General features: G+C 73.3%; 27 protein-coding genes. 16 read left to right on the top strand and 11 right to left on the bottom strand.

What is annotated here, in order from left to right; translation table 11 throughout:
* Positions 1-80: 80 nt before the first annotated feature.
* The gene (locus QRN49_RS11455; RefSeq protein WP_027465796.1) at positions 81-350 is read right to left on the bottom strand and encodes a helix-turn-helix domain-containing protein; all 270 of its coding nucleotides are present in this window, start codon (positions 348-350) and stop codon (positions 81-83) included.
* A 32-nt stretch (positions 351-382) separates the two neighbouring features.
* Between QRN49_RS11455 and map the strand changes: the two genes are divergently transcribed.
* On the top strand, positions 383-1,150 hold the full coding sequence (gene map / locus QRN49_RS11450) for a type I methionyl aminopeptidase (protein WP_284755879.1): 768 nt from the start codon (positions 383-385) through the stop codon (positions 1,148-1,150).
* On the opposite strand, the gene QRN49_RS11445 is transcribed toward map, so the two are convergent.
* Positions 1,134-1,688 (bottom strand): 4'-phosphopantetheinyl transferase family protein, encoded by a 555-nt coding sequence (locus QRN49_RS11445; protein WP_284755877.1) that lies wholly within the window; start codon positions 1,686-1,688, stop codon positions 1,134-1,136. The genes map and QRN49_RS11445 overlap by 17 nt on opposite strands.
* Before the next feature lie 72 nt (positions 1,689-1,760).
* A complete protein-coding gene (locus QRN49_RS11440) occupies positions 1,761-1,964 on the bottom strand; it encodes a hypothetical protein (RefSeq protein ID WP_017885770.1) in 204 nt (67 codons plus the stop codon).
* A 284-nt stretch (positions 1,965-2,248) separates the two neighbouring features.
* Between QRN49_RS11440 and QRN49_RS11435 the strand changes: the two genes are divergently transcribed.
* The 5 genes from QRN49_RS11435 to QRN49_RS11415 all read left to right on the top strand — a co-directional run bounded on the left by QRN49_RS11435 (position 2,249) and on the right by QRN49_RS11415 (position 7,664).
* Positions 2,249-4,174 (top strand): TPM domain-containing protein, encoded by a 1,926-nt coding sequence (locus tag QRN49_RS11435; RefSeq protein ID WP_284755875.1) that lies wholly within the window; start codon positions 2,249-2,251, stop codon positions 4,172-4,174.
* Positions 4,175-4,254: 80 nt separating this feature from the next.
* Positions 4,255-4,980, top strand: coding sequence for a PspA/IM30 family protein (locus tag QRN49_RS11430; RefSeq protein WP_017885772.1), 726 nt, complete (start codon positions 4,255-4,257; stop codon positions 4,978-4,980).
* A 44-nt stretch (positions 4,981-5,024) separates the two neighbouring features.
* Positions 5,025-5,846, top strand: a complete 822-nt coding sequence (locus QRN49_RS11425; RefSeq protein ID WP_282818843.1) for an arginase family protein — start codon at positions 5,025-5,027, stop codon at positions 5,844-5,846.
* 55 nt (positions 5,847-5,901) lie between these two features.
* The gene (locus QRN49_RS11420; protein ID WP_027465800.1) at positions 5,902-7,305 is read left to right on the top strand and encodes a dihydrolipoyl dehydrogenase family protein; all 1,404 of its coding nucleotides are present in this window, start codon (positions 5,902-5,904) and stop codon (positions 7,303-7,305) included.
* A 2-nt stretch (positions 7,306-7,307) separates the two neighbouring features.
* On the top strand, positions 7,308-7,664 hold the full coding sequence (locus QRN49_RS11415; protein WP_284755869.1) for a Fe-S oxidoreductase: 357 nt from the start codon (positions 7,308-7,310) through the stop codon (positions 7,662-7,664).
* A 630-nt stretch (positions 7,665-8,294) separates the two neighbouring features.
* Here the strand turns inward: QRN49_RS11415 and QRN49_RS11410 are convergent.
* On the bottom strand, positions 8,295-9,113 hold the full coding sequence (locus QRN49_RS11410) for an ABC transporter ATP-binding protein (RefSeq protein ID WP_284755867.1): 819 nt from the start codon (positions 9,111-9,113) through the stop codon (positions 8,295-8,297).
* Positions 9,113-10,012: a siderophore-interacting protein gene (locus tag QRN49_RS11405; protein ID WP_284755866.1), complete on the bottom strand. Its 900-nt coding sequence runs from the start codon at positions 10,010-10,012 to the stop codon at positions 9,113-9,115. The genes QRN49_RS11410 and QRN49_RS11405 overlap by 1 nt, the downstream gene beginning before the upstream one ends.
* A gap of 66 nt (positions 10,013-10,078) precedes the next feature.
* On the opposite strand from QRN49_RS11405, the gene QRN49_RS11400 reads away from it, so the two are divergent.
* The 6 genes from QRN49_RS11400 to QRN49_RS11375 are packed head-to-tail and all read left to right on the top strand — an operon-like array spanning position 10,079 to position 16,105.
* Complete coding sequence (locus tag QRN49_RS11400) at positions 10,079-11,089, top strand: alpha/beta fold hydrolase (RefSeq protein ID WP_282818878.1); 1,011 nt, start codon at positions 10,079-10,081, stop codon at positions 11,087-11,089.
* Positions 11,086-12,630, top strand: a complete 1,545-nt coding sequence (locus QRN49_RS11395; protein ID WP_284755861.1) for an ABC transporter substrate-binding protein — start codon at positions 11,086-11,088, stop codon at positions 12,628-12,630. The genes QRN49_RS11400 and QRN49_RS11395 overlap by 4 nt, the downstream gene beginning before the upstream one ends.
* Positions 12,631-12,676: 46 nt before the next feature.
* Positions 12,677-13,630 carry an ABC transporter permease gene (locus QRN49_RS11390; RefSeq protein WP_071404591.1) on the top strand — a complete coding sequence of 318 codons (954 nt, stop codon included), beginning with the start codon at positions 12,677-12,679 and terminating at the stop codon, positions 13,628-13,630.
* Complete coding sequence (locus QRN49_RS11385) at positions 13,627-14,496, top strand: ABC transporter permease (RefSeq protein WP_194653125.1); 870 nt, start codon at positions 13,627-13,629, stop codon at positions 14,494-14,496. The genes QRN49_RS11390 and QRN49_RS11385 overlap by 4 nt, the downstream gene beginning before the upstream one ends.
* Positions 14,493-15,323: an ABC transporter ATP-binding protein gene (locus QRN49_RS11380; RefSeq protein WP_284755856.1), complete on the top strand. Its 831-nt coding sequence runs from the start codon at positions 14,493-14,495 to the stop codon at positions 15,321-15,323. Before QRN49_RS11385 ends, QRN49_RS11380 begins: the two co-directional genes overlap by 4 nt.
* Positions 15,320-16,105, top strand: a complete 786-nt coding sequence (locus QRN49_RS11375; protein WP_284755854.1) for an ABC transporter ATP-binding protein — start codon at positions 15,320-15,322, stop codon at positions 16,103-16,105. Before QRN49_RS11380 ends, QRN49_RS11375 begins: the two co-directional genes overlap by 4 nt.
* Positions 16,106-16,204: 99 nt before the next feature.
* Here the strand turns inward: QRN49_RS11375 and QRN49_RS11370 are convergent, their stop codons facing one another.
* Positions 16,205-17,650 (bottom strand): amidase, encoded by a 1,446-nt coding sequence (locus tag QRN49_RS11370; RefSeq protein ID WP_284755852.1) that lies wholly within the window; start codon positions 17,648-17,650, stop codon positions 16,205-16,207.
* Positions 17,651-17,690: 40 nt separating this feature from the next.
* On the opposite strand from QRN49_RS11370, the gene QRN49_RS11365 reads away from it, so the two are divergent.
* Entirely contained in the window at positions 17,691-17,990 is a 300-nt protein-coding gene (locus tag QRN49_RS11365; protein ID WP_284755850.1) for a hypothetical protein, read from the top strand.
* Between the two features lie 36 nt (positions 17,991-18,026).
* Here QRN49_RS11365 and QRN49_RS11360 read toward each other — a convergent pair whose 3' ends face one another.
* Entirely contained in the window at positions 18,027-18,443 is a 417-nt protein-coding gene (locus QRN49_RS11360; RefSeq protein WP_176708923.1) for an HIT family protein, read from the bottom strand.
* A gap of 52 nt (positions 18,444-18,495) precedes the next feature.
* On the opposite strand from QRN49_RS11360, the gene QRN49_RS11355 reads away from it, so the two are divergent.
* Together QRN49_RS11355 and QRN49_RS11350 are read left to right on the top strand one after the other, a co-directional pair.
* The gene (locus QRN49_RS11355; protein WP_284755846.1) at positions 18,496-20,169 is read left to right on the top strand and encodes an ABC-F family ATP-binding cassette domain-containing protein; all 1,674 of its coding nucleotides are present in this window, start codon (positions 18,496-18,498) and stop codon (positions 20,167-20,169) included.
* Positions 20,170-20,193: 24 nt separating this feature from the next.
* On the top strand, positions 20,194-21,117 hold the full coding sequence (locus tag QRN49_RS11350; RefSeq protein WP_284755844.1) for a L,D-transpeptidase: 924 nt from the start codon (positions 20,194-20,196) through the stop codon (positions 21,115-21,117).
* Positions 21,118-21,133: 16 nt separating this feature from the next.
* On the opposite strand, the gene QRN49_RS11345 is transcribed toward QRN49_RS11350, so the two are convergent.
* Both QRN49_RS11345 and QRN49_RS11340 read right to left on the bottom strand, forming a co-directional pair.
* Positions 21,134-21,703 carry a gluconokinase gene (locus tag QRN49_RS11345; protein WP_284755842.1) on the bottom strand — a complete coding sequence of 190 codons (570 nt, stop codon included), beginning with the start codon at positions 21,701-21,703 and terminating at the stop codon, positions 21,134-21,136.
* Positions 21,700-23,256, bottom strand: coding sequence for a GntP family permease (locus tag QRN49_RS11340; RefSeq protein WP_071404580.1), 1,557 nt, complete (start codon positions 23,254-23,256; stop codon positions 21,700-21,702). Before QRN49_RS11340 ends, QRN49_RS11345 begins: the two co-directional genes overlap by 4 nt.
* Positions 23,257-23,463: 207 nt before the next feature.
* Here QRN49_RS11340 and QRN49_RS11335 point away from each other — a divergent pair, with 207 nt between their 5' ends.
* Complete coding sequence (locus QRN49_RS11335; RefSeq protein WP_181433269.1) at positions 23,464-24,162, top strand: FadR/GntR family transcriptional regulator; 699 nt, start codon at positions 23,464-23,466, stop codon at positions 24,160-24,162.
* 107 nt (positions 24,163-24,269) lie between these two features.
* On the opposite strand, the gene QRN49_RS11330 is transcribed toward QRN49_RS11335, so the two are convergent.
* Entirely contained in the window at positions 24,270-24,875 is a 606-nt protein-coding gene (locus tag QRN49_RS11330) for a GNAT family N-acetyltransferase (RefSeq protein WP_027465815.1), read from the bottom strand.
* Positions 24,876-24,884: 9 nt separating this feature from the next.
* Positions 24,885-25,568, bottom strand: coding sequence for a uracil-DNA glycosylase (locus QRN49_RS11325; protein WP_284755839.1), 684 nt, complete (start codon positions 25,566-25,568; stop codon positions 24,885-24,887).
* Positions 25,569-25,572 lie beyond the last annotated feature (4 nt).

The following is a 25,572-nucleotide window of genomic DNA, read 5'->3' as shown; positions in this document are numbered from 1 at the left end:
GTCGGTCAGCAGGCTCCCCCGCCGCGTCGGTCAGCAGGCTCCCCCGCCGCGTCGGTCAGCAGGCTCCCCCGCCGCGTCGGCTAGCCCGCCAGCTCGCCGTCGGCCGGGTCGCAGCTGACCTCGGACCACACCGCGTCGAGCGACAGCCCGACCACACCCGCGACCGACGCGATGGTCGAGAACGCCGGCGTCGCGATGCGGCCGGTCTCGATCTTCCGGAGCGTCTCCGGCGAGATCCCCGCGGCCAGGGCGGTGTCCACGATCGACCGCGGACCACGGGCACGACGGAGCAACGCACCGAGGCGACGACCGCGCGCGACCTCGTCGGGGCGGAGTGGTAGACGGACCATGACCACATAGTAATACCGGTATGATCATCGGCGTGATCGAGATCCTGACCCCCGCCGAGGTCGACAAGGGCCGCGCCACCGGAGCCCTCGTCGGCACGATCCTGCAGACCCTGCGCGAACGCACCCGCGTCGGCACGAACCTGCTCGAGATCGACCGGTGGGCGAAGCAGATGATCGAGGCCGCCGGTGCCGACTCCTGCTACGTCGACTACGCACCCTCGTTCGGCCGCGGCCCGTTCGGCCACCACATCTGCACGGCCGTGAACGACGCCGTCCTGCACGGGCTGCCGCACGACCAGGTGCTGCAGGACGGCGACCTGCTGACCCTCGACCTCGCGGTGTCCCTGGACGGCATCGCCGCCGACGCCGCGATCAGCTTCGTCGTCGGTACCGCACGCCCCGAGGACCTCGCACTCATCGACGCCACCGAACGCGCGCTGGCCGCGGGCATCGCCGCGGCCGGACCGGGCGCCCGCATCGGTGACCTGTCCCACGCGATCGGCACCGTGCTCGAAGCCGCGGGCTACCCGGTGAACGTCGAGTTCGGCGGGCACGGCATCGGCTCGACCATGCACCAGGACCCGCACGTGTCGAACACCGGGCGCCCCGGCCGCGGCTACACGCTCCGACCCGGGCTCCTGCTCGCCCTCGAGCCGTGGGTGATGGCGGACACCGACGCCCTGGTCACCGACGCCGACGGGTGGACCCTGCGGAGTGCCACCGGAGCGCGGACCGCCCACACCGAGCACACCATCGCGATCACCGAGGACGGCGCCGAGGTGCTCACGCTCCCCCGCTGACCGCCCCGACGACCTCGACGGGCAGGCCACCCGCGGCGACGACGAGCACGACGTCCGGTGCGGGGTACAACACGGTGAGCGGTTGTTCGGCACCCTCGAACCGGGCGGTGCCGGCGGCCACGTCGACCTCCACCGCGAGCGGGTCGACGCGCAGCCCGCGTCCGTCGCGTTTCAGCACGGCCTCCTTCGCCGCCCACGCCGTGGCGAGGAGCGCCGGGTCCCCGTCGGCGCGACGGAGCTCGTCCGGGGTGAAGGCATCGAGCGGCGCGGCGGCGACCCGCGACACTCGTTCGACGTCGACACCGAGTGCCGACGGTCCGACCGCGAGGGCGACGACGCCCGGTGCGCGCGACAGGCTCACACCGACCGAGACGCCCGCGACGGTCGCCCACGGACGACCGTGGTCGGTCCCCGCGCAGTGCGGACAGACGCGCCCCGCGCGCACGACGACCGGCTCGACGCCGGTCGCCGACGCGACGGCGGCGACCAGGGCCTCCCGGTCGTCCGCGCGGTCAGCAGCCGGCGTCCGGAGCGTCACCGTGACGGTCTGGAGGCGCGACCCACCGACCGGGGCAGCGCCCGTCGGTCGTGTGGTCGCGCCCAGAGCGGATCAGGCGTGCGTCAGCGCGATGAGCGCGACGTTCATGGTGCTGTACTGCCCCTCGGAGCGGGTCGCCTGGCGAACTCGTCCGCGCAGGACCTCGTAGCGGCCGTCGTGCTCGCGCACGAAACCGATCACGCCCGTCGCCGGAGTCGACACCCGGTGGTAGCCGTCCTCGAGCGGGACGACCTCGGTGCTCGTGGTGCGTTCCATCGTTCTTCCCCTTCCGTTCATCCTCGAACAGTGGCGCCAGCATACCCCGGTACGGGGGACAAGACGTCCACAGGAAGCACGGTCCGGAGCGTTCCCCCAGAGTCTGGCGGTGCCCCTGCGTGGCCTGGATAGACTCCGGGCGACAGCGCACTCGTGGCGCGGTCCGGTGCGGTGCCACGGGGTACCGACCGGCGACGGACGGAGGACGGATGCGAGCGGTCCAGCACGGATCGGGCACGGACGGATCGAGCGGGCACAGGGGGACAACGCGGCTGTGGAGCCGTGTGACGGCCGCCCTCGTCGCGATGCTGATCGTCCTGGCTCCGGCAGCGACCGCCCACGCCACGGCGCCCGTCGACCTGAGCGGCGCGTACGTCCTCGACGAGGCCGACGCGCTGACCGCATCCCAGCAGTCGAAGGTCGAGCAGGCCGTGCAGGACCTGTACTCCGAGACGCAGACGCAGCTGTACGTCGTGTTCGTGCCGTCCTTCACCGACCCCACCGACCACACCGAGTGGGGTCGGGCGGTGCTCGAGCAGAACCAGATCGACAGCGACGGCATCCTGCTCTCGGTCGCGGTCACCGAGCGCAACTACGACGTGCAGCAGACGAACGAGACCGCGATCTCCTCGTCCGACGTGGAGAACGCCGTCAACGACGCGCTGCTCCCCGAGCTCAAGCAGGGCGACTGGTCCGGCGCCGCCGTGGCCTTCGCCGACGGGCTGACCCAGTCGCAGGCCCCGGTGGACCTGACCTGGCTGTGGATCCTGCTGCTCGTCGTGGTCGTCGGGCTCGTCGTCGTGGTCCTGGTCATCCGGACCCGCAACAAGCGCCGCACCGCCGCAGCGACCGAGGCGCAGGAAGCCTCGCTCGCCGACCTCGAACGCACCGCCGGCGGCGCCCTGGTCACCATCGACGACGAACTCCGCACCGCCGAGCAAGAGGTCGGGTTCGCGAGCGCGCAGTTCGGCCCCGACGCCGCCAAGCCCTTCGCCGACGCCGTGCAGGCCGCCCAGCGCGAGGTCCGCAAGGCCTTCACGATCCGGCAGCAGCTCGACGACGACATCCCCGACACCCCCCAGCAGCGCGCCGAGTGGGCGAACCAGATCATCGTCATCTGCGAACGGGCGCACGCCGCGATCGAGGAGCAGACCGAGGCGTTCGACCAGCTCCGCTCGCTCGAGGACGGCATCGAGGACGCCGCCGCGTCGCTCGCCCAGGCCGTCGCCGCCGCGCCGGCCTCGGTCGGAGCCGCAGCCGCTGCGCTCGACCGTGTCCGCGCGCGCTACACCGGCCGCACCCTCGCGACCGTGGCGAACAACGTCGACCAGGCCCACCAGGTGCTCGCCTTCGCCACCGAACGCTCGAACGCCGCCACCGCCTCCATCGCGGCCGGCGACAAGGGCGAGGCGGTCGTCGCCGTGCGCGACGCCCAGCACGCGCTCGCGCAGGTGCAGCAGCTCACCGACGGCGCACTCGCCGCCGAGCAGTCCTTCGACGAGGCCACCGCCCGCGCCGAGGCGATGCGCATCGACATCCAGGGCGACGTCGCCGCCGCCCGCAGCCTGCGCTCGGGCGGGCCGGACCTCGCCGCCGCGGTCACCCGCGCCGAGGCCGTGCTCCGCCAGGGGCTCGACCCGAAGGACCCCGTGGCGGCCGTCGACGCGCTGACCCGGGCGAACACCGAGATCGACCAGGCCATCGCCGCGGCGCGGGGTGCCGAGGAACAGCGCCAGCGGGCCACCCAGGCGCTCGACGCGGCCCTGCGCGATGCCCGGAACCGGATCAGCCAGGCCCGCGACTACGTCTCCCTGCACCGCGGCGGCATCGGCCCGACCGCCCGGACCCGGCTGTCCGAGGCCCAGCGCGCCTACGACGACGCCGTCGAGCTCGCCCCGAGCAACCCCGGCCAGGCACTCAACGCCGCCCGCGCTGCCGAGCAGTACGCGGCCGCCGCGATGGATGCCGCCAACGACGACCTCGGCGGCTGGGGCGGCGGCCAGGGCGGTGGCGGTGGTGGTGCCCAGCTCGGCGGCCTCGTCACCGGACTCGTCCTCGGCGGCCTGCTCGGCGGACGCGGCGGCAGCTACGGCGGCGGCTCCTTCGGGGGCGGCGGCTTCGGCGGCGGCGGGGGCTTCAGCGGCGGTGGCGGCTTCGGCGGAGGCGGCGGTGGGGGCGGCGGCGGCTTCTCCGGCGGCGGCCGCTTCTGACCCGACGCACTCCCCCGGCACCCAGAACCAGACACGACCCGACAACACCGTCCACAGGACTTCCACGAAAGGGAACAGCAATGGCCAAGCAGACCATCTTCGGACGCATCTCCACCCTCGTGCGCGCGAACATCAACCAGATCATCGACGACGCCGAGGACCCGCAGAAGATGCTGGACCAGCTCGTCCGCGACTACACGAACAACATCGCCGACGCGAAGACCGCGATCGCGCAGACCATCGGCAACGTGCGCCTGCTCGAGCAGGACCACGAAGAGGACAAGAAGGCCGCGGTCGAGTGGGGCCAGAAGGCCGCCAACGCCTCCACCGCCGCCGACAAGTACCGCTCCGAGGGCAAGTCGGCCGAGGCGGACAAGTTCGACAACCTCGCCAAGATCGCGATCGGCAAGCAGATCGCCGCCGAGCAGGAGGTCAAGGACGCCGAGCCGAACCTGGCGTCGCAGAACGAAGCCGTCGAGAAGCTCAAGACCGGTCTCGCCGGCATGGAGCAGAAGCTCGAGCAGCTCCGCGCGAAGCGGGACAACCTCGTCGCCCGCTCGAAGACCGCCGAGGCGCAGTCCCGCGTCAACGACGCCCTCGGCAACATCGACGTGCTCGACCCGACGAGCGACCTCGGCCGCTTCGAGGAGAAGGTCCGCCGCGAAGAGGCGAAGGTGCTCGGCCAGCAGGAGCTGCAGTCGTCCAGCCTCGACGCCCAGTTCGAGAGCCTCGAGGACGTCGGCAAGGACGCCGAGGTCGAGGCACGGCTCGCCGCGCTGAAGTCCGGCGGATCCTCGAGCATCTGACGAACGCCCTGACGACGCCGGACCCCAGCTGACAGACTGAGACGATGCATTTCCTCGTGGTCGGTCAGTGGCAGGGTTCGGCGTCGTCACGCGCGATGCGCCTCGGGGACGGTGCGTCGGCGATCGCGGCCGACCTCCCCCGGGCGTCCACCACCGTGGTCGACGTCCCGGCCGGAGCGGGTGACCGCCTCGAGACCGCCGTCGCCCGCTACACCTCGGTGCTCGCCGTCTCGGAACGCGTCGCCGAGGAGACCGCCGTCGCCACCGAACCGGTGCTCGTCGTCGGCGGTGACGGCGCCAGTGTCCTCGGCGCGACCGCCGCCCTCGCACCGGACACCGCGTTCGTCCGGATCTCCGGGTCCAGCGGGTACCGCGCGCTCAACCGGGCCCAGCCCGTCGCCGCCGAGACCGCCGCCCTGCGCCTGCTGGTCGACCGCCCCGACGACCTGTTCCCCGGCCTGCCGGTAGTGCCGGCGTCCTCGGTCGTCGTCGCGGGGGTCCGCGGCGTCGAGGACGCCGAACGGGCCGCCCTCGACAAGGCCGGGATCGTGCACCTGGACGTCGACGCCGCCACCCCGGACGCCGTCGCCGCAGCGGTCGAGCGGACCGGTGCCGCATCGGTCTTCGTGCACGTCGACCTCGACGTCCTCGACCCGTCCGAGGTCGACGGGCTGCTCGAACCCGTGCCGTTCGGCCTCGACGGCGCAGCGCTCGTCGAGCGCATCCAGGCCGCGACCCGCGGCCGCCGCCTCGTCGGCGCCGCGCTCACCGGATTCGCCCCCGTCGACCCGGACCGGGCGGTGGACGACCTCGGCGTGATCCTGCGCGTCGTCGGAGCGGTGACCAGCGCCTCCCGGGTGGGCTGACCACGCTCACGACGCGACCGGCGGACCCCCTGCCGGTCCGCGTACGCTCGGCAACATGACGGACTACGACCTCATCGTGATCGGAGCCGGCGCTGTCGGCGAGAACGTGGCGGACTACGCCAGGAAGCGCGACCTGTCGGTCGCGATCGTGGAGGCCGAGCTCGTCGGCGGCGAGTGCTCCTACTGGGCGTGCATGCCCTCGAAGGCGCTCCTGCGCAGCGGACACGCCCTCGCCGCCGCCAAGCGGCTCGACGGTGCGAAGCAGGCCGTGACCGGCACGCTCGACGCCGCCCACGTGCTCGCCCGCCGCAACTCGTTCACCTCCGACTGGAAGGACGACAGCCAGGTCTCGTGGCTCGAGTCCGCCGGCATCGACCTGATCCGCGGGCACGCCCGCATCACCGGCCCGAAGACCATCGACGTCGACGGCGAGACGCACACCGCGCGCGCCGCCGTCGCGGTCGTCACCGGATCCCTGCACACGCTGCCCCCGGTGCCCGGTCTCGCCGAGGCGAAGCCGTGGGGCACCCGCGAGGGCACCAGCGCCCAGCAGGTCCCCGAGAGCCTGCTCGTCATCGGCGGCGGCGTCTCCGGCTCCGAGCTCGCGACCGCGTGGGCGTCCCTCGGCGCGAAGGTCACCCTCGTCGCCCGGCACGGTCTGCTCGGCGGCATGGAACCCTTCGCCGGGGAACTCGTCGCCGACTCCCTGCGCGAACTCGGTGTCGACGTCCGCACCGGCGTCAACCCGGTCCGGGTCGACCGCGACGAGCACGGTCTCGTCACCACGGAGCTTGACGACGGCACAACGGTCATCACGAGCGAGGTGCTCGCCGCCACCGGCCGCGCCGCCCACACGCGTGACCTCGGGCTCGAGACCGTCGGCCTGACCGCGGGCGACTGGCTCGACGTCGACGACACCATGCTCGTGCACGGCACCGACTGGCTGTACGCCGTGGGTGACGTCAACCACCGCGTCCTGCTCACCCACCAGGGCAAGTACCAGGCGCGTGCCGCCGGCGAGGCGATCGCGGCCCGGTACCAGGGCACGCCGCTGCACACCGAGCCGTGGGGTGCACACGTCGCCACCGCCGACCACGCAGCCTCGCCGCAGGTCACCTTCACCGACCCCGAGGTCGCGAGCGTCGGCCTGACCGAGGCGAAGGCCCGCGAGCAGGGGCTGAACGTCCGCGCGGTCGAGTACGACCTCGGTGCGATCGCCGGGTCCTCCCTGCAGGCCGACGGCTACACGGGCCGCGCGAAGATGGTCGTCGACGAGGACCGCGGGGTCGTCGTGGGCGTCACGTTCGTCGGCCAGGACGTCGCCGAGATGCTGCACGGTGCCACCGTCGCCGTCGTGGGCGAGGTCCCGATCGACCGCCTGTGGCACGCGGTGCCGGCCTACCCGACGATGAACGAGATCTGGCTCCGCCTGCTCGAGACGTACGGCCGCCCGGCCTGAGCGTGCGCAACCCGCTGCTCGACTCCCCCGTCTCCCGCGCGGGGTGGGTGTTCGCGACCGCCGTCGGGCTCGCCGTGGGCGTCCCCCTGTCGTCCGGGCGGATCCGGGTGGAGGACGGGCTCGTCGTCTGCACGGGGCTGCCGCGCTGGGTGTTCCGGCGCGGCGGCACCTGCGTCGGGTCGGTGTACCTGACCCGCGACAACGACGGCCCGCGGGTGCTCCGGCACGAGCGGGTGCACGTCGAGCAGTGGCGCCGGTACGGCATGCTCATGCCGCTGCTCTACGCCGTGGCCGGGCGGGATCCGCTGCGGAACCGCTTCGAGGTCGAGGCCGGTCTGGAGGACGGCGGCTACCGCTGACGGGGGCGGGTGCGGGTGCGGGGCGGGGCGGGTGAGCTGCGGTCGCACGACACGCCGCGTGCGCGTCGTCGTGGTCGCGCGAACTGTCGCCCCGACTCCGGCCGGGCGGCAGATCGTGCGACCTCGGCGCGTCTGCCGACCGGGGCTCCGTCGGTCACAACACCCCGCCAGGCACGCGGCGAGCGGTCGCAGACCGTCGCCTGCGGCGCCGCCTGCCGACAGTTCGTGACCGCGAGACGCCCGGCCCACGACGAGTCGTGACCACTCGACCGCGGGCCGGCCAGGCGACGGGACGCGACCAGTCGACGGCCTGGAGGCGCGTGCCGGCGCCGCCCCGGGCCTCCAGGCCGCCGCGCCCCACGCCCACTGCACGCGCCCGCCGGTCACAACACCCCGCCGGGCACGCGGCGAGCGGTCGCAGACCGTCGCCTGCGGCGCCGCCAGCCGACAGTTCGTGACCGCTCGGTGCCCGGCCGACGACGAGTCGTGACCACTCGGCGGCGGCACGTGACCGAAGTCGCGCGACACGCCGCGTGCGCATCGTCGTGGTCGCGCGAACGGTCGTCCGGACGCCGAGCAAGCGGCAGATCGTGCGACCTCGGCCCGGCCCGGCGCCAGCCGGCCCGCGCGTCAGGCCGCGCGCCGCCGCGGCACCACGAGGGGCGTGCCGGTCTCGGGGTCGGGGACGACGACGCACGGCAGGCCGAAGACGTCCTCGACGAGGTCCGCGGTGAGCACCGACGACGGCCTCCCCGCTGCGACGATCGCCCCGTCGCGCATCGCGATGACGTGGGTGGCGTAGCGCGCGGCCTGGTTCAGGTCGTGCAGCACCGCGACGACCGTGCGACCGGCGGCGTGCAGCGTGGAGGCCAGTTCGAGCACGTCGTACTGGTGTGCGATGTCGAGGAACGTCGTCGGCTCGTCGAGCAGCACGATGTCGGTCTGCTGCGCGAGCACCATCGCGATCCACACCCGCTGCCGCTGCCCGCCGGAGAGCTCGTCGACGCTCCGGTCGGCGAGCGAAGCCGTGTCGGTCTGCTCGAGTGCGGCCTGCACGGCCTGCCGGTCAGATCCGGACGAGGGGTGCAGCAGGTCCTGGTGCGGGAACCGGCCCCGGGACACCAGGTCACGCACGGTGATGCCGTCGGGGGCGATCGGGGTCTGCGGGAGCATGCCGACCCGCCGGGCGACGGCCTTCGGGCGGTACGAGTCGATCGGTGCCCCGTCGAGGAACACCGTGCCGGCGCGCGGCTTCAGGGTGCGGGCGAAGGACTTCAGCAGCGTCGACTTGCCGCAGGCGTTGGGCCCGACGATGACCGTCAGTTCGCCGTCGGGGATGTCGACGTCGAGCGTGTCCACCACGACCCGGTCATCGTAGGCCAGGGTCAGCCCACGGGCCCCCAGCGCGGTGGTCGGGACCGGACCGAGCGCGGTGCCCGAGGTGGGCATCAGTGCTCGGCCTTGCCGTGCCGCCAGTAGCCCATGAACGCGACCTGCTTGCGGTCGATGCCGACGCCGCGCACCAGGTGGCGGCGGAGTTCCTTGACGCAGCCGGCCTCGCCCGCGATCCACGCGTAGACGGGGCGCTCGTCGACGGGCGCGGGGACGTCCCACAGCACCTGATCGTCGACGTCGACGTCGGTGAGCTCGGCGGCCGGCTCGCACGCGGCGGCGGACGGCGCGACGGTGGACGCCCAGGCGTGCACCTGGTCGGTCATCCGGACCCCGTGGGTGGCGCCGTTGCGGGCGATCCAGCGGACCTCGACCCCGGCGGGCGCGGTGACCGGCAGCCGGTCGGCGTCGGTGGGCACCTCGATGAAGACGTGGCCGACGGTCGAGACGTCGAGGGCTTCGAGGATGGCGCAGATGGCCGGTGCGGCGGTCTCGTCCCCGGCGAGCAGGATCCGGTTCGCGTGCCCGGGAGCGAACTCGGCAGCCCCGGTCGGCAGGTCCTCCGGCGACTCGGGGACCCGCGGCCCCACGATGCGCAGCTCGTCGCCGACGCGGCAGGACGACACCCAGCGCGACGCCGGACCGGTGTCGCCGTGCGCGACGAAGTCGATGTCGAGTTCGCGGGCGTCCGGCCGGAACGAGCGGACCGTGTACGTGCGGAGCGGGTTGCGGGCGTCGTCCGGCAGCGCGCGCCAGGCGGCGTACCAGTCCTCGTCCTCCGGCAGTTCGGAGAAGCCGATGCCGGGCAGGGGCAGCACGATCTTGATCCGCTGGTCGAGACCGACCGAGGAGAAGTCGGCGAGCGCGTCGCCCGTCAGCGTGACCCGGACGAAGTTCGGGGTGAGCGACGTGACGGCGGCCACGCGGACGGAGAAGACGCGATACCGGGTTGCCACGGGATCGAGTATGGCATGCCTTACCTAACGTCTCCAGGCCCCCGGAACGGTGCGAGGATCGTCCCCGTGTCCGAAGCCCCCGACGACGAATTCGCCGACCTGCCCGCCCTCGCCAGCGCGAGCGGCGTGGTCACGCCGCTCCGCGCCTCCAGACAGGTGGTCCGCACCGCGGACGGGCAGGAGACCTCCGCGATCCGGTGGGGCGACGACGGTCAGGAGGCCCGGATCACCTACCTGCACGGGCTCGGCATCGACGCACACAGCTTCGACACCACGGCACTCGCCGTGGGCGAGCCGGCGGTCGCCCTCGACCTGCCCGGCCACGGCCGGTCGTCGTGGCGGGAGGACGCGGACTACGCGGCGGCCGCGACGGCGCCGAGCGTGCTCGCCGCGCTCGACGCACTCGCGGTGCCGCCGGGCATCGTCGTCGGCCACTCGCTCGGCGCCATCCTGTCCGCTCGACTCGCGGCCACCGCGCCGGAGCGGGTGACCGGACTCGTGCTCGTCGACATGTCGCCGGACTTCGCGCAGCGTGCGGTGGACCGGATCGCTCGCGCGCTCGAGGCGGAGGAGCCGTTCGAGTCGCTCGAGCAGGTCGTCGACCGGGCGATCGAGGCGCGGGTCGGCGACGACCGGCAGGTGCTGCTGCGCGAGGCCCGGCACACGACGGCCCTCGGTGCGGACGGGCGACTCGTTCGCCGCCACCACTTCCCGCACCTGCCCGCCGGGCGGACGTCGTCGGTGGGGCGCTTCGCCGATGCGTGGCCGGACCTCGAGGCACTGCGCGTGCCGATCCTGCTCGTCCGCGGTGACCGCGGGTACGTCTCCCCGAAGCTGCACGCCGGGTTCGCGGAACGCCTGCCGGACGCCGAGATCGTGACGGTCACCTCGCGGCACGCGGTGCAGAACCAGGCACCCCTCGAACTGGCTTCGGCGATCCGGGCATGGGCGGAGCGGCACGGATTGTTGCACCCGATCGAAGAACCGTCGCCGGACGGCACCAGCCGCCGGTACCCTCGTGCGAGCGCGAGGCCCGATCCCAGCCCTCGTGCCCGGAAGGAACCCACAACCCCATGAGTCCGCTCCTGCCCCGTCGCACCGCGCGCACCTCGCGCATCGGGCGCGCTGCCCTCGCCGCCACCGCGGTCGCCGTCGTCTCCGCCCTGGCGCTGACCGGCTGCTCCGGCTCGTCCGACACCACCGGGGGCAAGGACGCCACGGTGCGCGTCGGGCTGGTGCTCGAGCCGACGAGTCTCGACATCCGCACCCAGTCCGGGGCGGCGCTCGACCAGGTGCTCATCGACAACGTGTACCAGGGGCTCGTCGGCCGGACCGCCGACGGCGAGATCCGTGACGTGCTGGCCTCGTCGCACGAGGTCTCGAAGGATGGCCTGACCTACACGTTCACGCTGCGGGACGGCACGACGTTCCAGGACGGCAAGCCGGTCACCGCGGCCGACGTCGTGTGGTCGCTCGAGCAGGTCAAGTCGAACGACTCGTACGTCGACTCGGCCAAGCTCGCGGGCGTCACGTCGATCACCTCGCCGTCGGACGACTCCGTCGTGCTGCAACTCGCGAAGCCCGACTCCGACCTGCTCTGGAACCTGACCGGCCGCTCGGGCCTGGTGCTCGAGAAGGCCGCGGACAACGACCTGTCCGACAGCGCGAACGGCACCGGCCCGTTCGAGGTCGCGAGCTGGAAGCAGGGCGACTCGCTCACCTTCGACCGCAACGAGGACTACTGGGGCACGAAGGCGAAGGTCGCGAAGATCGTCTTCCGGTACATCACGGACCCGTCGACCGCCGTCAACGCGATGGCGAACGGTGACCTCGACGTCCTGAACCCCGTCGACGGCACGCTCAAGAGCCAGCTGCAGGGCAACGCCGACATCGCGCTGCACAGCGGCAAGACGACCGACAAGTACACGCTCGCGTTCAACGACCGCAAGGAACCCTTCACGGACGAGCGCGTGCGCCGGGCCATCCGGCAGGCGATCGACGCGAAGGCGCTCATCAAGGCGATCGGCGGCACCGGCGTGGAGCAGGGCGGCCCGATCCCGGAGCTCGACCCCGGCTACGAGGACCTGACCGACATCGACGCGTACGACCCCGCGAACGCGAAGAAGCTCCTGGCCGCCGCCGGGCAGCAGGACCTCAAGCTGACGCTCACCTACGCGAACATCTACCCGACGACGATCGGCGACGTGCTGAAGTCGCAGCTCGCCGACGTCGGGATCACCCTGACGGTCAAGCGTGTCGACTTCGCCACCTGGTTGTCCTCGGTGTTCCAGGCACCGAAGTCCGGCGAGCGGGACTTCGACCTGTCGATGGTCGACCACGTCGAGGCCCGTGACTTGGGCAACTGGGCGAACCCGGACTACTACTTCGGCTACGACAACCCGAAGGTGCAGGCGCTCTACGCCCAGTCGATCGCGGCGACCGACGAGGCCACGAAGACCGAGGCACTCCGGAAGGCGGCACGCATCGTCAGCGAGGACGCGGCCGGTGAGTGGCTCTACACGGCGACCGAGATCACCGCGGTGCGCTCCGGCGTGACGGGCTTCCCGGTCGACGGCGGCAACTCGCGCCTCGACCTGGCGAAGCTCGCGGTCAAGTGACCCGGAGCGGCCGCGGCGGGGTGTCCGTCCCCGTAGCATCGGTGTCGTGACCCGGTTCCTCATCGGGCGGGTGCTCCTGCTCGTCGTCGGCCTGCTCGTGGCGAGCGTCATCATCTTCGCCACGCTCCGCGTGCTGCCCGGTGACGTCGCCCAGGTCGTCGCCGGCACGCAGTCGACCCCCGCGCAGGTGGAGCAGCTCCGGCAGCAGCTCGGACTCGACCGGCCCGTCGTGGTGCAGTACCTCGACTGGATCGGCGGGGTGTTCCGCGGTGACCTCGGCCGCTCGCTGGTGACGAACGGTGCCGTCGCACCGGAGATCGCGCAGAAGCTCGCGATCACCCTGCCGCTCGCCGCGATGTCCCTGGCGACCGCGCTGGTGATCGGTGTCCCGCTCGGGGTGGTCGCCGCGGTGCTCCGTCGCCGCCCGGGCGGTGCGGTGATCGGGTTCGCGGCGCAGGCCGTCGCCGCCGTGCCCGTCGTGTGGGCCGGCATGCTCCTCGTCGCCCTCTTCGCGGTGACGCTGCACTGGCTGCCGACGCAGGGCTTCCCGCTCGACGGCTGGTCCGAACCCGGGCGGGCATTCGCGTCGCTCGTGCTGCCCGCGCTGACGATCGGTGCCGTCGAGGGCGCCGTGATCCTCCGGTTCACCCGGTCCGCCACGCTCTCCGTCCTCGATGCCGACCACCTGCGCACCGCCGCAGCCGTCGGGCTCACCCGCACGCAGGCCCTGCTCCGCCACGGCCTGCCGAGCGTCGCCCTCACGGTGCTCGCCGTGCTCGGGGTGCAGATCGCCGGGCTGCTCGTCGGGGCCGTCGTCGTCGAGCAGCTGTTCTCGCTGCCCGGGGTCGGTCGGATGCTCGTGACCGACGTCGGCCGCCGCGACATCACGAAGGTGCAGTCGGAACTGCTCGTGCTCACCGGACTCGTGCTGCTCGTCGGGTTCGCCGTCGACGTCGTGCACCGCACCCTCGACCCCCGACAGCGCGAGGTGCAGGGATGATCCGCCGTCTGGTGTCCCGCCCGACCGGGGTCTTCGCCGTCGTCGTGCTGGGCCTGCTGCTCGTGCTCGCCGCCGTGTCGCTCGTCTGGACACCGCAGAACCCGTTCCGCGCCGACCCGTTCCACCAGTGGGAGGGGCCGAGCGCCGCGCACTGGTTCGGCACCGACGCCGCCGGCCGCGACATCGCGAGCTACCTGCTCGCCGGCACCCGCACCACCGTGCTCGTCGCCGTCGGCTCCGGGGTGATCGCGAGCGTCGTCGGCATCGTCCTCACCGCGATCGGTTCGCTCACCGCCCGCTGGGTGCGCGAGGGCACCGCGGTCCTGCTCGACATCCTGGTGGCGTTCCCGACCCTGCTCACCGCGATGCTCCTGACCGCGGTGTTCGGCGGGTCGCTCGGCGTCGTCATCGTCAGCGTCGGGCTGTCCTTCGGCGTGACGATCGCCCGCGTGGCCCGCGGCGAGATCCGGCGGATCGCCCGCAGCGACTACGTGACCGCGGCGCGGGCGTCCGGCGTCGGCGGTGCTGGGGTGCTCTTCCGTCACCTGGTGCCGAACGCGGCGCCGCTGTTCACCGTGCAGCTGTCGCTCGCGATGGCCACGGCGGTGCTCGCCGAGGCCGGGCTGTCCTACCTGGGCTACGGCGCCGGATCGGACACCGCGTCGTGGGGCAGCCTGCTGTCCGACCTGCAGACCTACATCGGCGTCCACCCGTGGAGTGCGACCTGGCCGGGAGCCGCCATCGCCCTCGTCGTCGCGGCACTGTCGTTGCTCGGCGACGCGGTGCGTGACGCCTCGGACCCGCGGCTGACGACGAGCGACCGGAGCGCCGACCCGGTGACGACCACGCCGGGGGTGACCGCATGACCGACCACGCCCCGGGCCCCACCGGCGCAGCCGGCACCACCCACGCCACCGCAACCTCCGGACTCGAGGTGCGCGGGTTGTCGGTCCGCATCACGGGGCGGACGATCCTCGACGACGTCACCTTCACCGTGCCTCCCGGCCAGCGCGTCGGCGTGATCGGCGCGAGCGGATCCGGCAAGTCGATGACCTCGCTCGCCCTGATGGGCCTGGAGCCCACCGGCGCCGTCGTGACCGGCAGCGTCCGCCTGGACGGCACCGAACTCGTCGGCCTGCCCGACCGTGAGCGCGCGCGACACCGCGGATCGGGCATCGCGATGGTGTTCCAGGAGCCGGGGACCGCGCTCGACCCGTTGCGACGGGTCGGCGCGCAGGTCGCCGAGCCGCTGCGCCTGCACCGCGGGCTCGACCGTCGCGCGGCCCGCGCGGCGGCCGTCGACCTGGCGGCGTCCGTGGGCCTGCCCGACCCGGAGTCGCTGCTGCGGCAGTACCCGCACCAGCTGTCCGGCGGACAGCGGCAGCGGATCTGCATCGCGATGGCGATGGCGGGCGAGCCGTCGTACCTGGTGGCCGACGAGCCGACCACGGCGCTCGACGTCACGACCGAGGCCCGCATCCTCGACCTGTTCGAGCGCCTGCCGGCGGGCATGGTGTTCGTCACCCACGACCTCGCCGTGCTCGCGCGCATCGCCGACACCGCCGTGGTGCTCGACGCCGGCCGGGTGGTCGAGCAGGGTCGCGTCGCGGACCTGCTCGCCGCACCGCGGCACCCCGCCACGGTCGCGCTCGTCGACGCCGCCCGCGCCACCGCCAGGAGGACCGCCCCGTGACCCTCCCCGTCCTCGAGGCCACCGGTCTCCACCGCACCTACCGACTCCCCCGCCGCGGCCCGTTCGAGCCCGGTCCGGTCCGCACCGCCGTCGACGGCGTCGACCTGACGGTCGCCCCCGGCGCACGGCTCGGCATCGTGGGCGAATCGGGATCCGGCAAGTCCACGCTGGTCCGGCTGCTCGCCGGCCTGGAGGCCCCTTCCGCCGGCACCGTCGCCGCCTCCGGCCGTCCGGTGGTCGCATCCCGGTCCGCGCGTGCGTTGCGCTGGTTCCGTCGCGAGACCGGGGTGGTGTTCCAGGACCCGTACGCGTCCCTCGACCCGCGGATGCGCGTCGGCGCGATCGTCGCCGAGCCGCTGCGGGCCCTGCAGGTGCCGGGGTCGCACGACGAGCTCGTGCGTGCCGTGCTGGAGCGCGTCGACCTGCCCACCGACGCGGTCGAGCGGTACCCGCACGAGTTCTCCGGCGGGCAGCGGCAGCGGATCGCGATCGCCCGGGCCGTGGTGCACTCGCCCCGGATCCTGTTCGGCGACGAGCCGATGAGCGCTCTCGACGTGGTGGTCCGCGCCCGGGTGATCGAGCTGTTCCGATCGCTCGCCGACGACCTCGGGCTGACGCTCGTGCTGGTGTCGCACGACATCGGCGTCGTGCAGCGGCTGTGCGACACGGTCGCGGTGATGTCCGACGGCCGCATCGTCGAGCACGGGCCGGTGTCGCTCCTCGATGCGCCGCAGCATCCGGTGACGCGGGCGTTGGTGGCGGCGGCGCCGACGCTGCCGTAGGCGGCGGCTGCGGGGCGGGTTCTGCGACGATCCACGCGTCGTTCGACTGGTGGTCTGTCGGGGAACGCGTGTCCACGCGACCCAGCCCCGGGCCTCTCGTCAGGCGGTCCAGGCAGCCGGGTGCCGCCGCTGCCAGCGCAACCGGCGCTCGAGCTGCGCGCCGATCGCGAGCAGGACGCGCTCGCCGCCGGGGCGTCCGATCAGCTGCACGCCCATCGGCAGCCCGCCACCGTCGGGGTGGTCGTCGTCGGTCATGCCGACCGGCAGGGTGATCGCGGGGAGCCCGGACACGTTCGCCATCGACGTCCACGGCGAGTAGGCGCACTGGCGGCGGAAGTCCTCGTCGGGGTCGTCGCCGTACCAGCCGAGGGGCCGCGGCGTCATCGCGAGGGTCGGCGTGAGCACCGCGTCGAACCGGTCGAACGCGCCGATGAGCGTCGTCGAGAAGGTGTCGAGCGTCGACATCGCCTCGAGGACCTGCGTGCCGGAGAGCGCCTGTCCGCGGGCCACGAGCCACGCCACGAGCGGGGTCAGCGACGACAGGTCGATGCCGGGCACCTGCGGCAGGCGGGCGGCCGAGCTCTCCCACGCCACCCGGAACGCGTCGGCGTACGGCACGCGGGGCATCCGGACGTCCTCGACGCCGTGCCCGACCTCGCCGAGCACCCGCACGGCGGTCTCCACGGCGGCCCGGGCCGCGGGGTCGACGACCACGTCGACGGTGTCGTCCCACGGCGAGCCGTCGAGCACCCCGACGACGAACCGGCCCTCGCCGCGGACGGCGGCCGCGGTGAACGGCCCCTCGCCGACGTCGGGGGTGACGAGCGCGTAGGGCGACGGCTCGGGCAGTCCGGTCGGCGCGACCAGCGCGTCGAGGAGCATGCCCGCGTCGGCGACGGACCGGGTGAGCGGCCCGGCGACGGACAGGCCGCCGACGCCGGAGCGGCCGGGCATCGACGGCACGCGGCCGCGGCTCGGCTTCAGGCCGACGAGTCCGGTCGCCGCGGCGGGGATCCGCACCGATCCGCCGCCGTCCGACCCGACCGCGGCCGGCACGAGTCCGGCGGCGACGGCGACGGCCGCTCCGCTCGACGACCCGCCCGGCGCGCGCGTGGTGTCGTAGGGGTTCCGCGTCACGCCGAGCCGGGTCTCGGACGACGAGGACATGCCGAACTCCGGTGACGCCGTCTTGCCGATGCTGACGGTGCCGGCCGCGTCGAGCGCGGCGACGAGCGGGTGGTCGGCCGACGCGGGCCGCTCCGGCAGGCTCGCGGTGCCGTTCCGCGTGGGGACGCCGGCGCGGTCGTACAGGTCCTTGTCGGCGGACGGGAGGCCCCACAACGGTCTCGACGTCGGCACCAGGTGGCCGAGGCGATCGGCTCGGGCCCGGGCCGCGTCCGCGGTGACCGTCACGAAGGCACCGAGTCCGGCGTCCAGGCGTTCCACGCGGGACAGGTAGTGCTCGGTGACCTCGAGGGCGGTCGCCTCGCCCCGGCGGATCCAGTCCCAGAGTTCCTGTGCGGAGAGGTGGTGGAGTTCGAACACGGCTCCGAGCCTAGGCGGCGGTGGCCCGTATCCTTCGACGGTGGACACCACTCTCCCCTCCGGCACGACGAAGCGCCGGATCGAACTCCGGCTCGTCCGACCCATGTTCGCCTGGTTCGCCCGGCCGACCGTCACCGTCGACGGGGTGGGGCACCCGGCGCAGTGGGGCACCGGCACGTGGGCGGTGCCGGACGACGGCGGCACGGTGATCGGCGTGTACCTGTTCAACCGAGCGTGGCGGTTCGGGGCGGCATCGGTGTCGGTCGGCGGTGCGACGGCGCTCGAGTACCGGGGCGGGCTGCTGCCGGTGGGTGCGGGTCGGTTGGTGCCCCGGGGCTGAGGGTCGCGCCGGGCCGGGCAGGGTCTGCTCGGGCGGCTACTCGAACATCTCGGCGAGGAGAGCGTGCGGGTCACCGTCGACCACGTGCGCCGATCGTCGCTCCGGCCAGTGCGTCGTGGCGTCGTCCGGCCAGCACGGCACGACGTGGAGGTGCAGGTGCGGCACGCTCTGGCCGGCGTCCGCACCCGATGCCTGCAGCACGACGGTCCCGGTCGCGCCGAGCGCCCCCTTCATCGCACGGGCGACGCGCTGCGCCAGTGCCGTGGTGGCGGCGAGTGCCGTGGGCCCGGCGGTGAGCAGGTCAGCGGTGTGCTCGACCGGCACGACCAGGGTGTGGCCGGGAGCCAGTGCCGAGTCGGGCAGGGGTGCGAAGGCGACGGCGTGCTCCTCGCGTTCGACCCAGACGGCGGGTTCGTCACCGGCGATCACGGCACAGAAGACGCAGGAGTCCATCGGCCCAGTCTGCTGCACGTGGGGTGCCCGCTCCGCGTGGGACGATGGGCGCATGACCGCCACGCTCGTCGCCAAGGGCCTGTCCGGCGGGTACGCCGCTCGCACGCTGTTCGACTCCCTCGACCTGACGGTGGCGCCCGGTGACGTGATCGGGGTCGTCGGCGTGAACGGTGCCGGCAAGTCCACGCTGCTCCGGCTGCTGGCCGGGGTCGACGAGCCGCTGGCTGGCACGGTCTCCCTGGCCCCGACGGACGCGTTCGTGGGGTGGCTCCCCCAGGAGCACGAGCGCATCGCGGGCGAGACCGTCGCGGCGTACCTCGGGCGGCGGACCGGCTGCACCGAGGCGACGGTGACGATGGACGCAGCGGCGGCGGCGCTCGGGGACCCCGATGCCGGCGACGCAGCGGCCGACCGGTACTCGGCGGCGCTCGACCGCTGGCTCGCCGCGGGGGCCGCGGACATGGAGGACCGGATCCCGGCGGTGCTCGCCGACCTCGGCCTCGAACCCGGCACCGGCGACTCCGGTGCGGACGGCGTCGGCCCGGACTCCCTGATGACCGCGCTGTCCGGTGGGCAGGTCGCCCGCGTCGGGCTCGCCGCGCTGCTGCTGTCGCGGTTCGACATCGTCCTGCTCGACGAGCCGACCAACGACCTCGACCTGGACGGCCTCGACCGGCTCGAGGCGTTCGTGCGCGGGCTGCGCGGCGGGGTGGTGCTCGTCAGCCACGACCGCGAGTTCCTGGCGCGCTCGGTGACCTCGGTGCTCGAGCTCGACCTGGCGCAGTCGTCGAACCGGCTGTTCGGCGGCGGGTACGACTCGTTCCTCGAGGAGCGCGAGATCGCCCGGCAGCACAAGCGTGACGCGTACGACGAGTTCGCGTCGACGAAGGCCGACCTGGTCTCGCGGGCACGGACGCAGCGCGAGTGGTCGAGCCAGGGTGTGCGGAACGCCATGAAGAAGAGCCCGGACAACGACAAGATCCGCCGTCGTGCCGCCTCGGAGTCGAGCGAGAAGCAGGCGCAGAAGGTCCGGCAGATGGAGTCCCGCATCGCCCGGCTCGACGAGGTCGAGGAGCCGCGCAAGGAGTGGCAGCTGGAGTTCACGATCGGCAGCGCACCCCGGTCGTCGGCGGTCGTCGCGACGCTGTCGAACGCCACGTTCACCCAGGGCGACTTCACCCTCGGCCCGGTCTCGCTGCAGGTCGACGGCGGTGACCGGATCGGCATCACCGGCCCGAACGGCGCCGGCAAGTCCACCCTGCTGCGGGCGCTGCTCGGCAAGCAGGCGCCGACGACGGGCACGGCCTCGCTCGGGTCCAGCGTCGCGGTCGGCGAGGTCGACCAGGCGCGTGCGGCGTTCACCGGTGACCAGCCCCTGGCAGCGGCGTTCGAGGCGATCGTCCCCGAGTACACGACCGCCGACGTCCGGACGCTGCTCGCGAAGTTCGGGCTGAAGGCGGACCACGTCGGCCGACCTGCCTCGGCGCTCTCCCCCGGCGAGCGCACCCGGGCCGGACTCGCGCTGCTGCAGGCCCGCGGGGTGAACGTGCTCGTCCTCGACGAACCGACCAACCACCTGGACCTCACCGCGATCGAGCAGCTCGAGCAGGCGCTGGAGTCCTACGACGGGACCCTGCTGCTCGTCACACACGACCGGCGCATGCTGGAGACCGTCCGACTCGACCGGCAGTGGCGGGTCGAGGGCGGCACCGTCACCGAACGCTGACGGATCGACCGAGGGGGAAGCACCATGCGACGCAACACCTGGATCGCGACGACCGCCGGGGTGGTGGTGCTCGCCGTCGCAGCCGTCGTGGTGGGGGTGACCGTGGGGTCGCCGGCACCGGAGCCGACCCGTGCGGCCCGGGCCACGACGACACCGACCCCGAGCCCCACGCCGACCGCGTCCCCGAAGCCGACGCTCGCGGCCGTCCCCGCTGCACCGTCCGACGCGACCCTGGCCGCGCTGCCGTTGGCGTTCCACGACGCCGTCGTGCCGCAGTTGCTCGACGGCGGGGACGTCGAGCCCGAGGACACGTGGCAGATCGCGACCCCGCGCACGCAGCTCGTCGCCCTGTACGCGAGCCCGTCGAGCCGCGCCCGGCCGGTGGCGACCCTGTCCCACCTGGTGTCGACGATCAACCGACCCGCGGCGACCGCGGTGTGGGGTCGCTCCCCCGGCCGGGACGGCGGGATGCTCCTGGTGTCGACGCCGTCCCGCAACCGCACCCCCGGTGACGGCGGCGACCCGGACGCCCCGAGCGCGACGTTCGCCTGGGCCCGGGCCGCCGATTTCACCGTGACGCGCACCGACCGGATGATCACGGTCGACGTCGCGGCGAGCACGGTGTCCGTCGTCACCCGGAAGGGGAAGGTCACCGCCACCGAGGCCGCGCGGCTCGGGACGCCGGAGGACCCGACACCGACCGACACCGCCACCTACGTCGAGGCGGCGTACGTCGACACCCGCGTCGCGTACACGCAGGGCAACCCGATCATCCTGACCGGGGCGCACTCGTCCCGGATCCCGTCGTACGGCGGCAACGCTGCGCTGACCGCGTTGCACTACTACCCGGATCCGACGGGCAGCTCGCACGGCTGCGTCCGGATCTCGGCGGAGATGACGAAGACGCTCGCGGCGCTGCCCGTCGGCACCCCGATCCGGTTCAGCTGAGCCTCGGTACCACCGATCAGGCTCTCGGGATCCGGACCAGTCCGAGCCGCGCCACGACCTCGGCACTCTCCTCTTCCGGGGTGCGGTCGGCGGCGATCGTCAGGTGGGCCTCGTCGGGCTGCGGCGGCTCGAGCGTGGCGAGCTGCGACTGCAGCAGCGACGTCGGCATGAAGTGCCCGGAACGCTGCGACATCCGCTCCTCGATGAGCGCACCGTCACCGGCCACGTGCACGAACACCACCCCGGGGGCCCGCAGCACGTCGCGGTACGAGCGCTTCAGGGCCGAGCAGGTCACGACGCCGTTCGTGCCGGCGTCCAGGTGTCCGCGGATCCAGCCGGCGACGACGTCGAGCCACGGCCAGCGGTCCTCGTCGGTGAGCGGGGTGCCGGCGTGCATCTTGTCGACGTTCGCCGGCGGGTGCATCGCGTCGCCCTCGGCGAACTCCCACCCGACCTGCTCCGCCACCATGGCGGCGACGGTCGACTTGCCGGACCCGGAGACCCCCATCACGACCAGGACGCGGGCATCCAGCCCGGCGTCGGACGCATTGGCAGCAGCGGCCGCACCGAGGTCTGCGCCGCTCATCGGATGAACACCCCGGCCAGCAGGACCCCGAGCAGACCGAACACCGAAATCAGGCACTCGAGCACCGTCCACGTCTTGAACGTCTGCCCCACCGTGGTGCCGAGGTACCCCTTCACCAGCCAGAACCCGGCGTCGTTCACGTGCGACAGGAACACCGAGCCGGCGCCGATCGCGAGTACGAGCAGGGAGGTCATCGGCGTCGACAGGTCGGCGGCGATCGGCGCCATGATGCCGGCGGCGGTCACCGTGGCGACCGTGGCCGACCCGGTCGCCACGCGGACCAGGGCAGAGACGACCCAGGCGACGAGCAGCACCGAGACGCCGGAGTCCTTGACGGCGTCGGCGATCACGCCGCCGATCCCGGTGTCGATGAGCACCTGCTTGAAGCCACCGCCGGCACCGACGATGAGCAGCACCCCGGCGATCGGGGGCAGCGCGCTCTCGAGCGACTTCGACACCGCCGAGCGGTCCATGCCGCCGCCGATCGCGAAGAAGACCATCGCGTAGACGGCGGCGATGCCGATGGCGATCATCGGCGAACCGAGGAAGTCGAGCAGGCTCACCCACGAGCCGGCAGCGTCGGGGGCGGTGGCCTCACGGATCGCCTGGGCGAGCATGAGCACGACCGGCAGCAGGATGCCGATCAGGGCGACGGTGAACGACGGGCTGCGCGGCTCGCTGATGACGCGCGTGAAGTCGCTCTTGCCGTTGGGCAGGGACGCGGTGTCCTGTGTGGCGGGGCCGCGCCGGGCCTCCCGTCCGGGGTGTGCCGGGTCGTCGGCGAAGGCGGCGGACCCGGAACCCGACCCCGAACCCGGGCCGGCGGTGGCGACCGCCCCACGCGACCCGAACATGTCGGGGACGGGGATGTCGACCCAGCGGGCCGCGAAGCGGGCGAAGAGCGGCCCGGCCAGGATGATCACCGGGATCGCCAGCACGATGCCGAAGGCGAGCGTGGTGCCGAGGTTCGCGCCGACGGTGGAGATCGCGACGAGCGGGCCGGGGTGCGGCGGGACGAACGCGTGCATCGTCGACAGGCCGACCAGCGCGGGGACGGCGATCTTCATGATCGGCACCTCGCTCCGCTTGGCGACCAGCACGATGATCGGGATGAGCAGGACGAGGCCGACCTCGAAGAACATCGGCAGCCCGATGAGCGCACCGATCAGGGCCATCGTCCACGGCAGCGCCGCCTTCGACGACTTCCGCACCAGGGTGTCCACGACGCGGTCCGCTGCGCCGGAGTCGACGAGCATCTTGCCGAACATCGCCCCGAGCCCGACGAGGATGCCGACGCTCGTCATGGTCGCGCCGAAGCCGTCACCGAAGCTGGTGACCGCCTTGTCGGGAGCGAGCCCCGCGCCGATGCCGACGCCGAGCGCGCCGATCGTGAGCGCGATGAACGGGTGCACCTTGAGCCAGGTGATGAGCGCGATGATCACCACGATGCCGACGAGCGCCGCGATGATCAGCTGCGGGATCGAACCGGACGGATCGACCGTCTCGGTGGTGCCACCTGCGGCGAGCAGGTGGTCCGGGAGAGCGTGAGGCATCAGCGCCCCTTCCTGGAGTCGCTGCTGCGCGGCTCCGTCGCCTTCGTGTCGAGGGTGGACTGGCGCGACGAACGCCGACCCTCAATAATCTGATTAATCAGACTATACGACGTCGTCCCGCGCGCCAACCGCCCGTCCCCGGAGTCTGCCGCTTCGATGGGACCGGCGTCACGACGACCGCGTGACCCGTACTGCACGGAGGAAACGATGCCCACCGCACGCGGACTGCACGCCCACGTGCTCGACACCCTGGGCCAGCGGATCGTCGACGGCGACCTGGCCACGGGTTCCGTCGTCCGACCCGAACTGGTCGCCGACGAGTTCGGGGTGTCCCGCTCGGTCGTCCGCGAGGCGCTGCGCGTCCTGCAGTCCCTCGGCCTGGTCGAGCCCCGGCAGCGGGTCGGCACGCTCGTCCGCGACATCACCGCGTGGGAGTTGCTCGCCCCCACCGTGATCCGGTGGCGCGGTACCTCACCGGCGTACTTCGTGCAGCAGCGGGAGCTCGTCGAACTCCGGCTCGGCGTCGAACCGGTCGCGGCGTCCCTGACCGCCGGCTCCGCGGGCGCAGACGCCGTGCTCGCCGCCGCCGAGGACATGCTCGACGCCTGCGGACGCGAGGACAGCCGCGCCTACCTGGAGGCCGACGTCCGCTTCCACCGTGCACTGCTCACCGGGTCGGGGAACGCCGTGTTCGCGCACTTCGCCGGCACGGTCGAGGCGCTCCTGCGCACCCGCACGTCGGAGTCGCGGGACCCCATCACGCGCTGGACGCGCGAGGCGGCACTCCGGCACCAGGCGGTCGGGCGCGCAGCGGTCGACGGTCACGCGGACGCCGCGGCGGCGGCGGCCACCGCGCTGCTCCGCGTGACGCGCGACGAGTTCATCACCGAGGCGCCGGCGGGCTGACGCGACCGGGCGACGGGCCTGGAGGCGCGTGCCGGGGCCGCCACGGGCCTCCCGTCCGCCCTGCGGCCGCGTCTCGAGCGTGACGCGCGTCGACCGCGTCGGCTCCGTCAGCGTCGTCGCGCGAACAGCCGCGGGCCGCGCAGGCGGAGCCGCATCGTGACGGTGCCGAGCCAGCGGTCGTACTTGTAGCCGACCTTGCCCATCCGGCCCACTTCCTCGAAGCCGAGCCGCTCGTGCAGCCGGATCGACGCCTCGGCCTGGCGGTCCGCGATGACGGCGACGACCTCGCGCACGCCGGCCGACCGGCACTCGTCGAGCAGCGCCTCCATCAGCGCGCGGCCGAGCCCCTTGCCACCGGACGCGGCGCCGAGGTAGATCGAGTCCTCGACGACGTGGTTCGAGCGGTCCCGCGGGTTCCACGCGTCGACCAGGGCGTACCCGAGGATCTGCCCGGCGGGGTTCTCCGCCACCAGGAACGGCAGGCGGCGCTTCCGGATGTCGTCGTAGCGCTTCTTCCACGCGGCGTACGTGAACGCCGCCGGGTCGAAGGTCACGGACGAGTTGCGGACGTAGTGCGTGTGGATCTCGCGCACGTGGGGCAGGTCCCCCACCTCGGCCGCACGGATGCGGTACTCGAAGGCCGTCTCGGTCGCCGCCGGGGCACGCAGGTGTCGCGGCAGGACCCGCCGTCGCTGGTATTCCTCCTCGAGCACGTGCCGAGCCTACTGAGCGGGCAGCGTCCAGTCGACGGGCGGTGCGCCCTGCGACTCGAGCAGCGCGTTCACCTGCGAGAACGGGCGGCTGCCGAAGAACCCGCGCGACGCGCTGAGCGGGCTCGGGTGGGCCGACGCGACGACCGGGGTGTCGCCGAGGAGCGGTCGCACCGAACCGGCCTGGGCGCCCCAGAGCACGGCGACGAGCGGGGTGCCACGGGCGACCAGGGCACGGACGGCCTGGTCGGTCACCGATTCCCAGCCCTTGCCGCGGTGGCTGCCGGCCTCGCCCGCCTGCACGGTGAGCACCCGGTTGAGCAGCAGGACGCCCTGGTCGGACCACGCCCGCAGGTCACCGTGCGGCGGGGGCGTCACGCCGAGGTCGTCGGCGAGCTCGCGGTAGATGTTCGCCAGGCTCCGCGGCACCGGACGGACGGCCGGGTCGACGGCGAAGGACAGCCCGATCGGGTGGCCGGGCGTCGGGTACGGGTCCTGCCCGACGACCAGCACCTTGACGGCGTCGAACGGAGTCGTGAACGCGCGCAGCACGTCGCCGCCCGCGGGCAGGTAGTGACGGCCCGCAGCGGTCTCGTCCCGCAGCCACGCGCCGATCCGGTGCACGTCGGGCTCGACCGGCGCGAGGGCATCGACCCAGCCGGGGTCGACCAGGTCGGCGAGCGGCCGTGGTTCCACGTCG

This window comes from Curtobacterium sp. ME-Dv--P-122a (assembly GCF_030209645.1).
Classification (GTDB): domain Bacteria; phylum Actinomycetota; class Actinomycetes; order Actinomycetales; family Microbacteriaceae; genus Curtobacterium; species Curtobacterium flaccumfaciens.
This window is presented reverse-complemented; position numbering and strand designations above follow the sequence as displayed.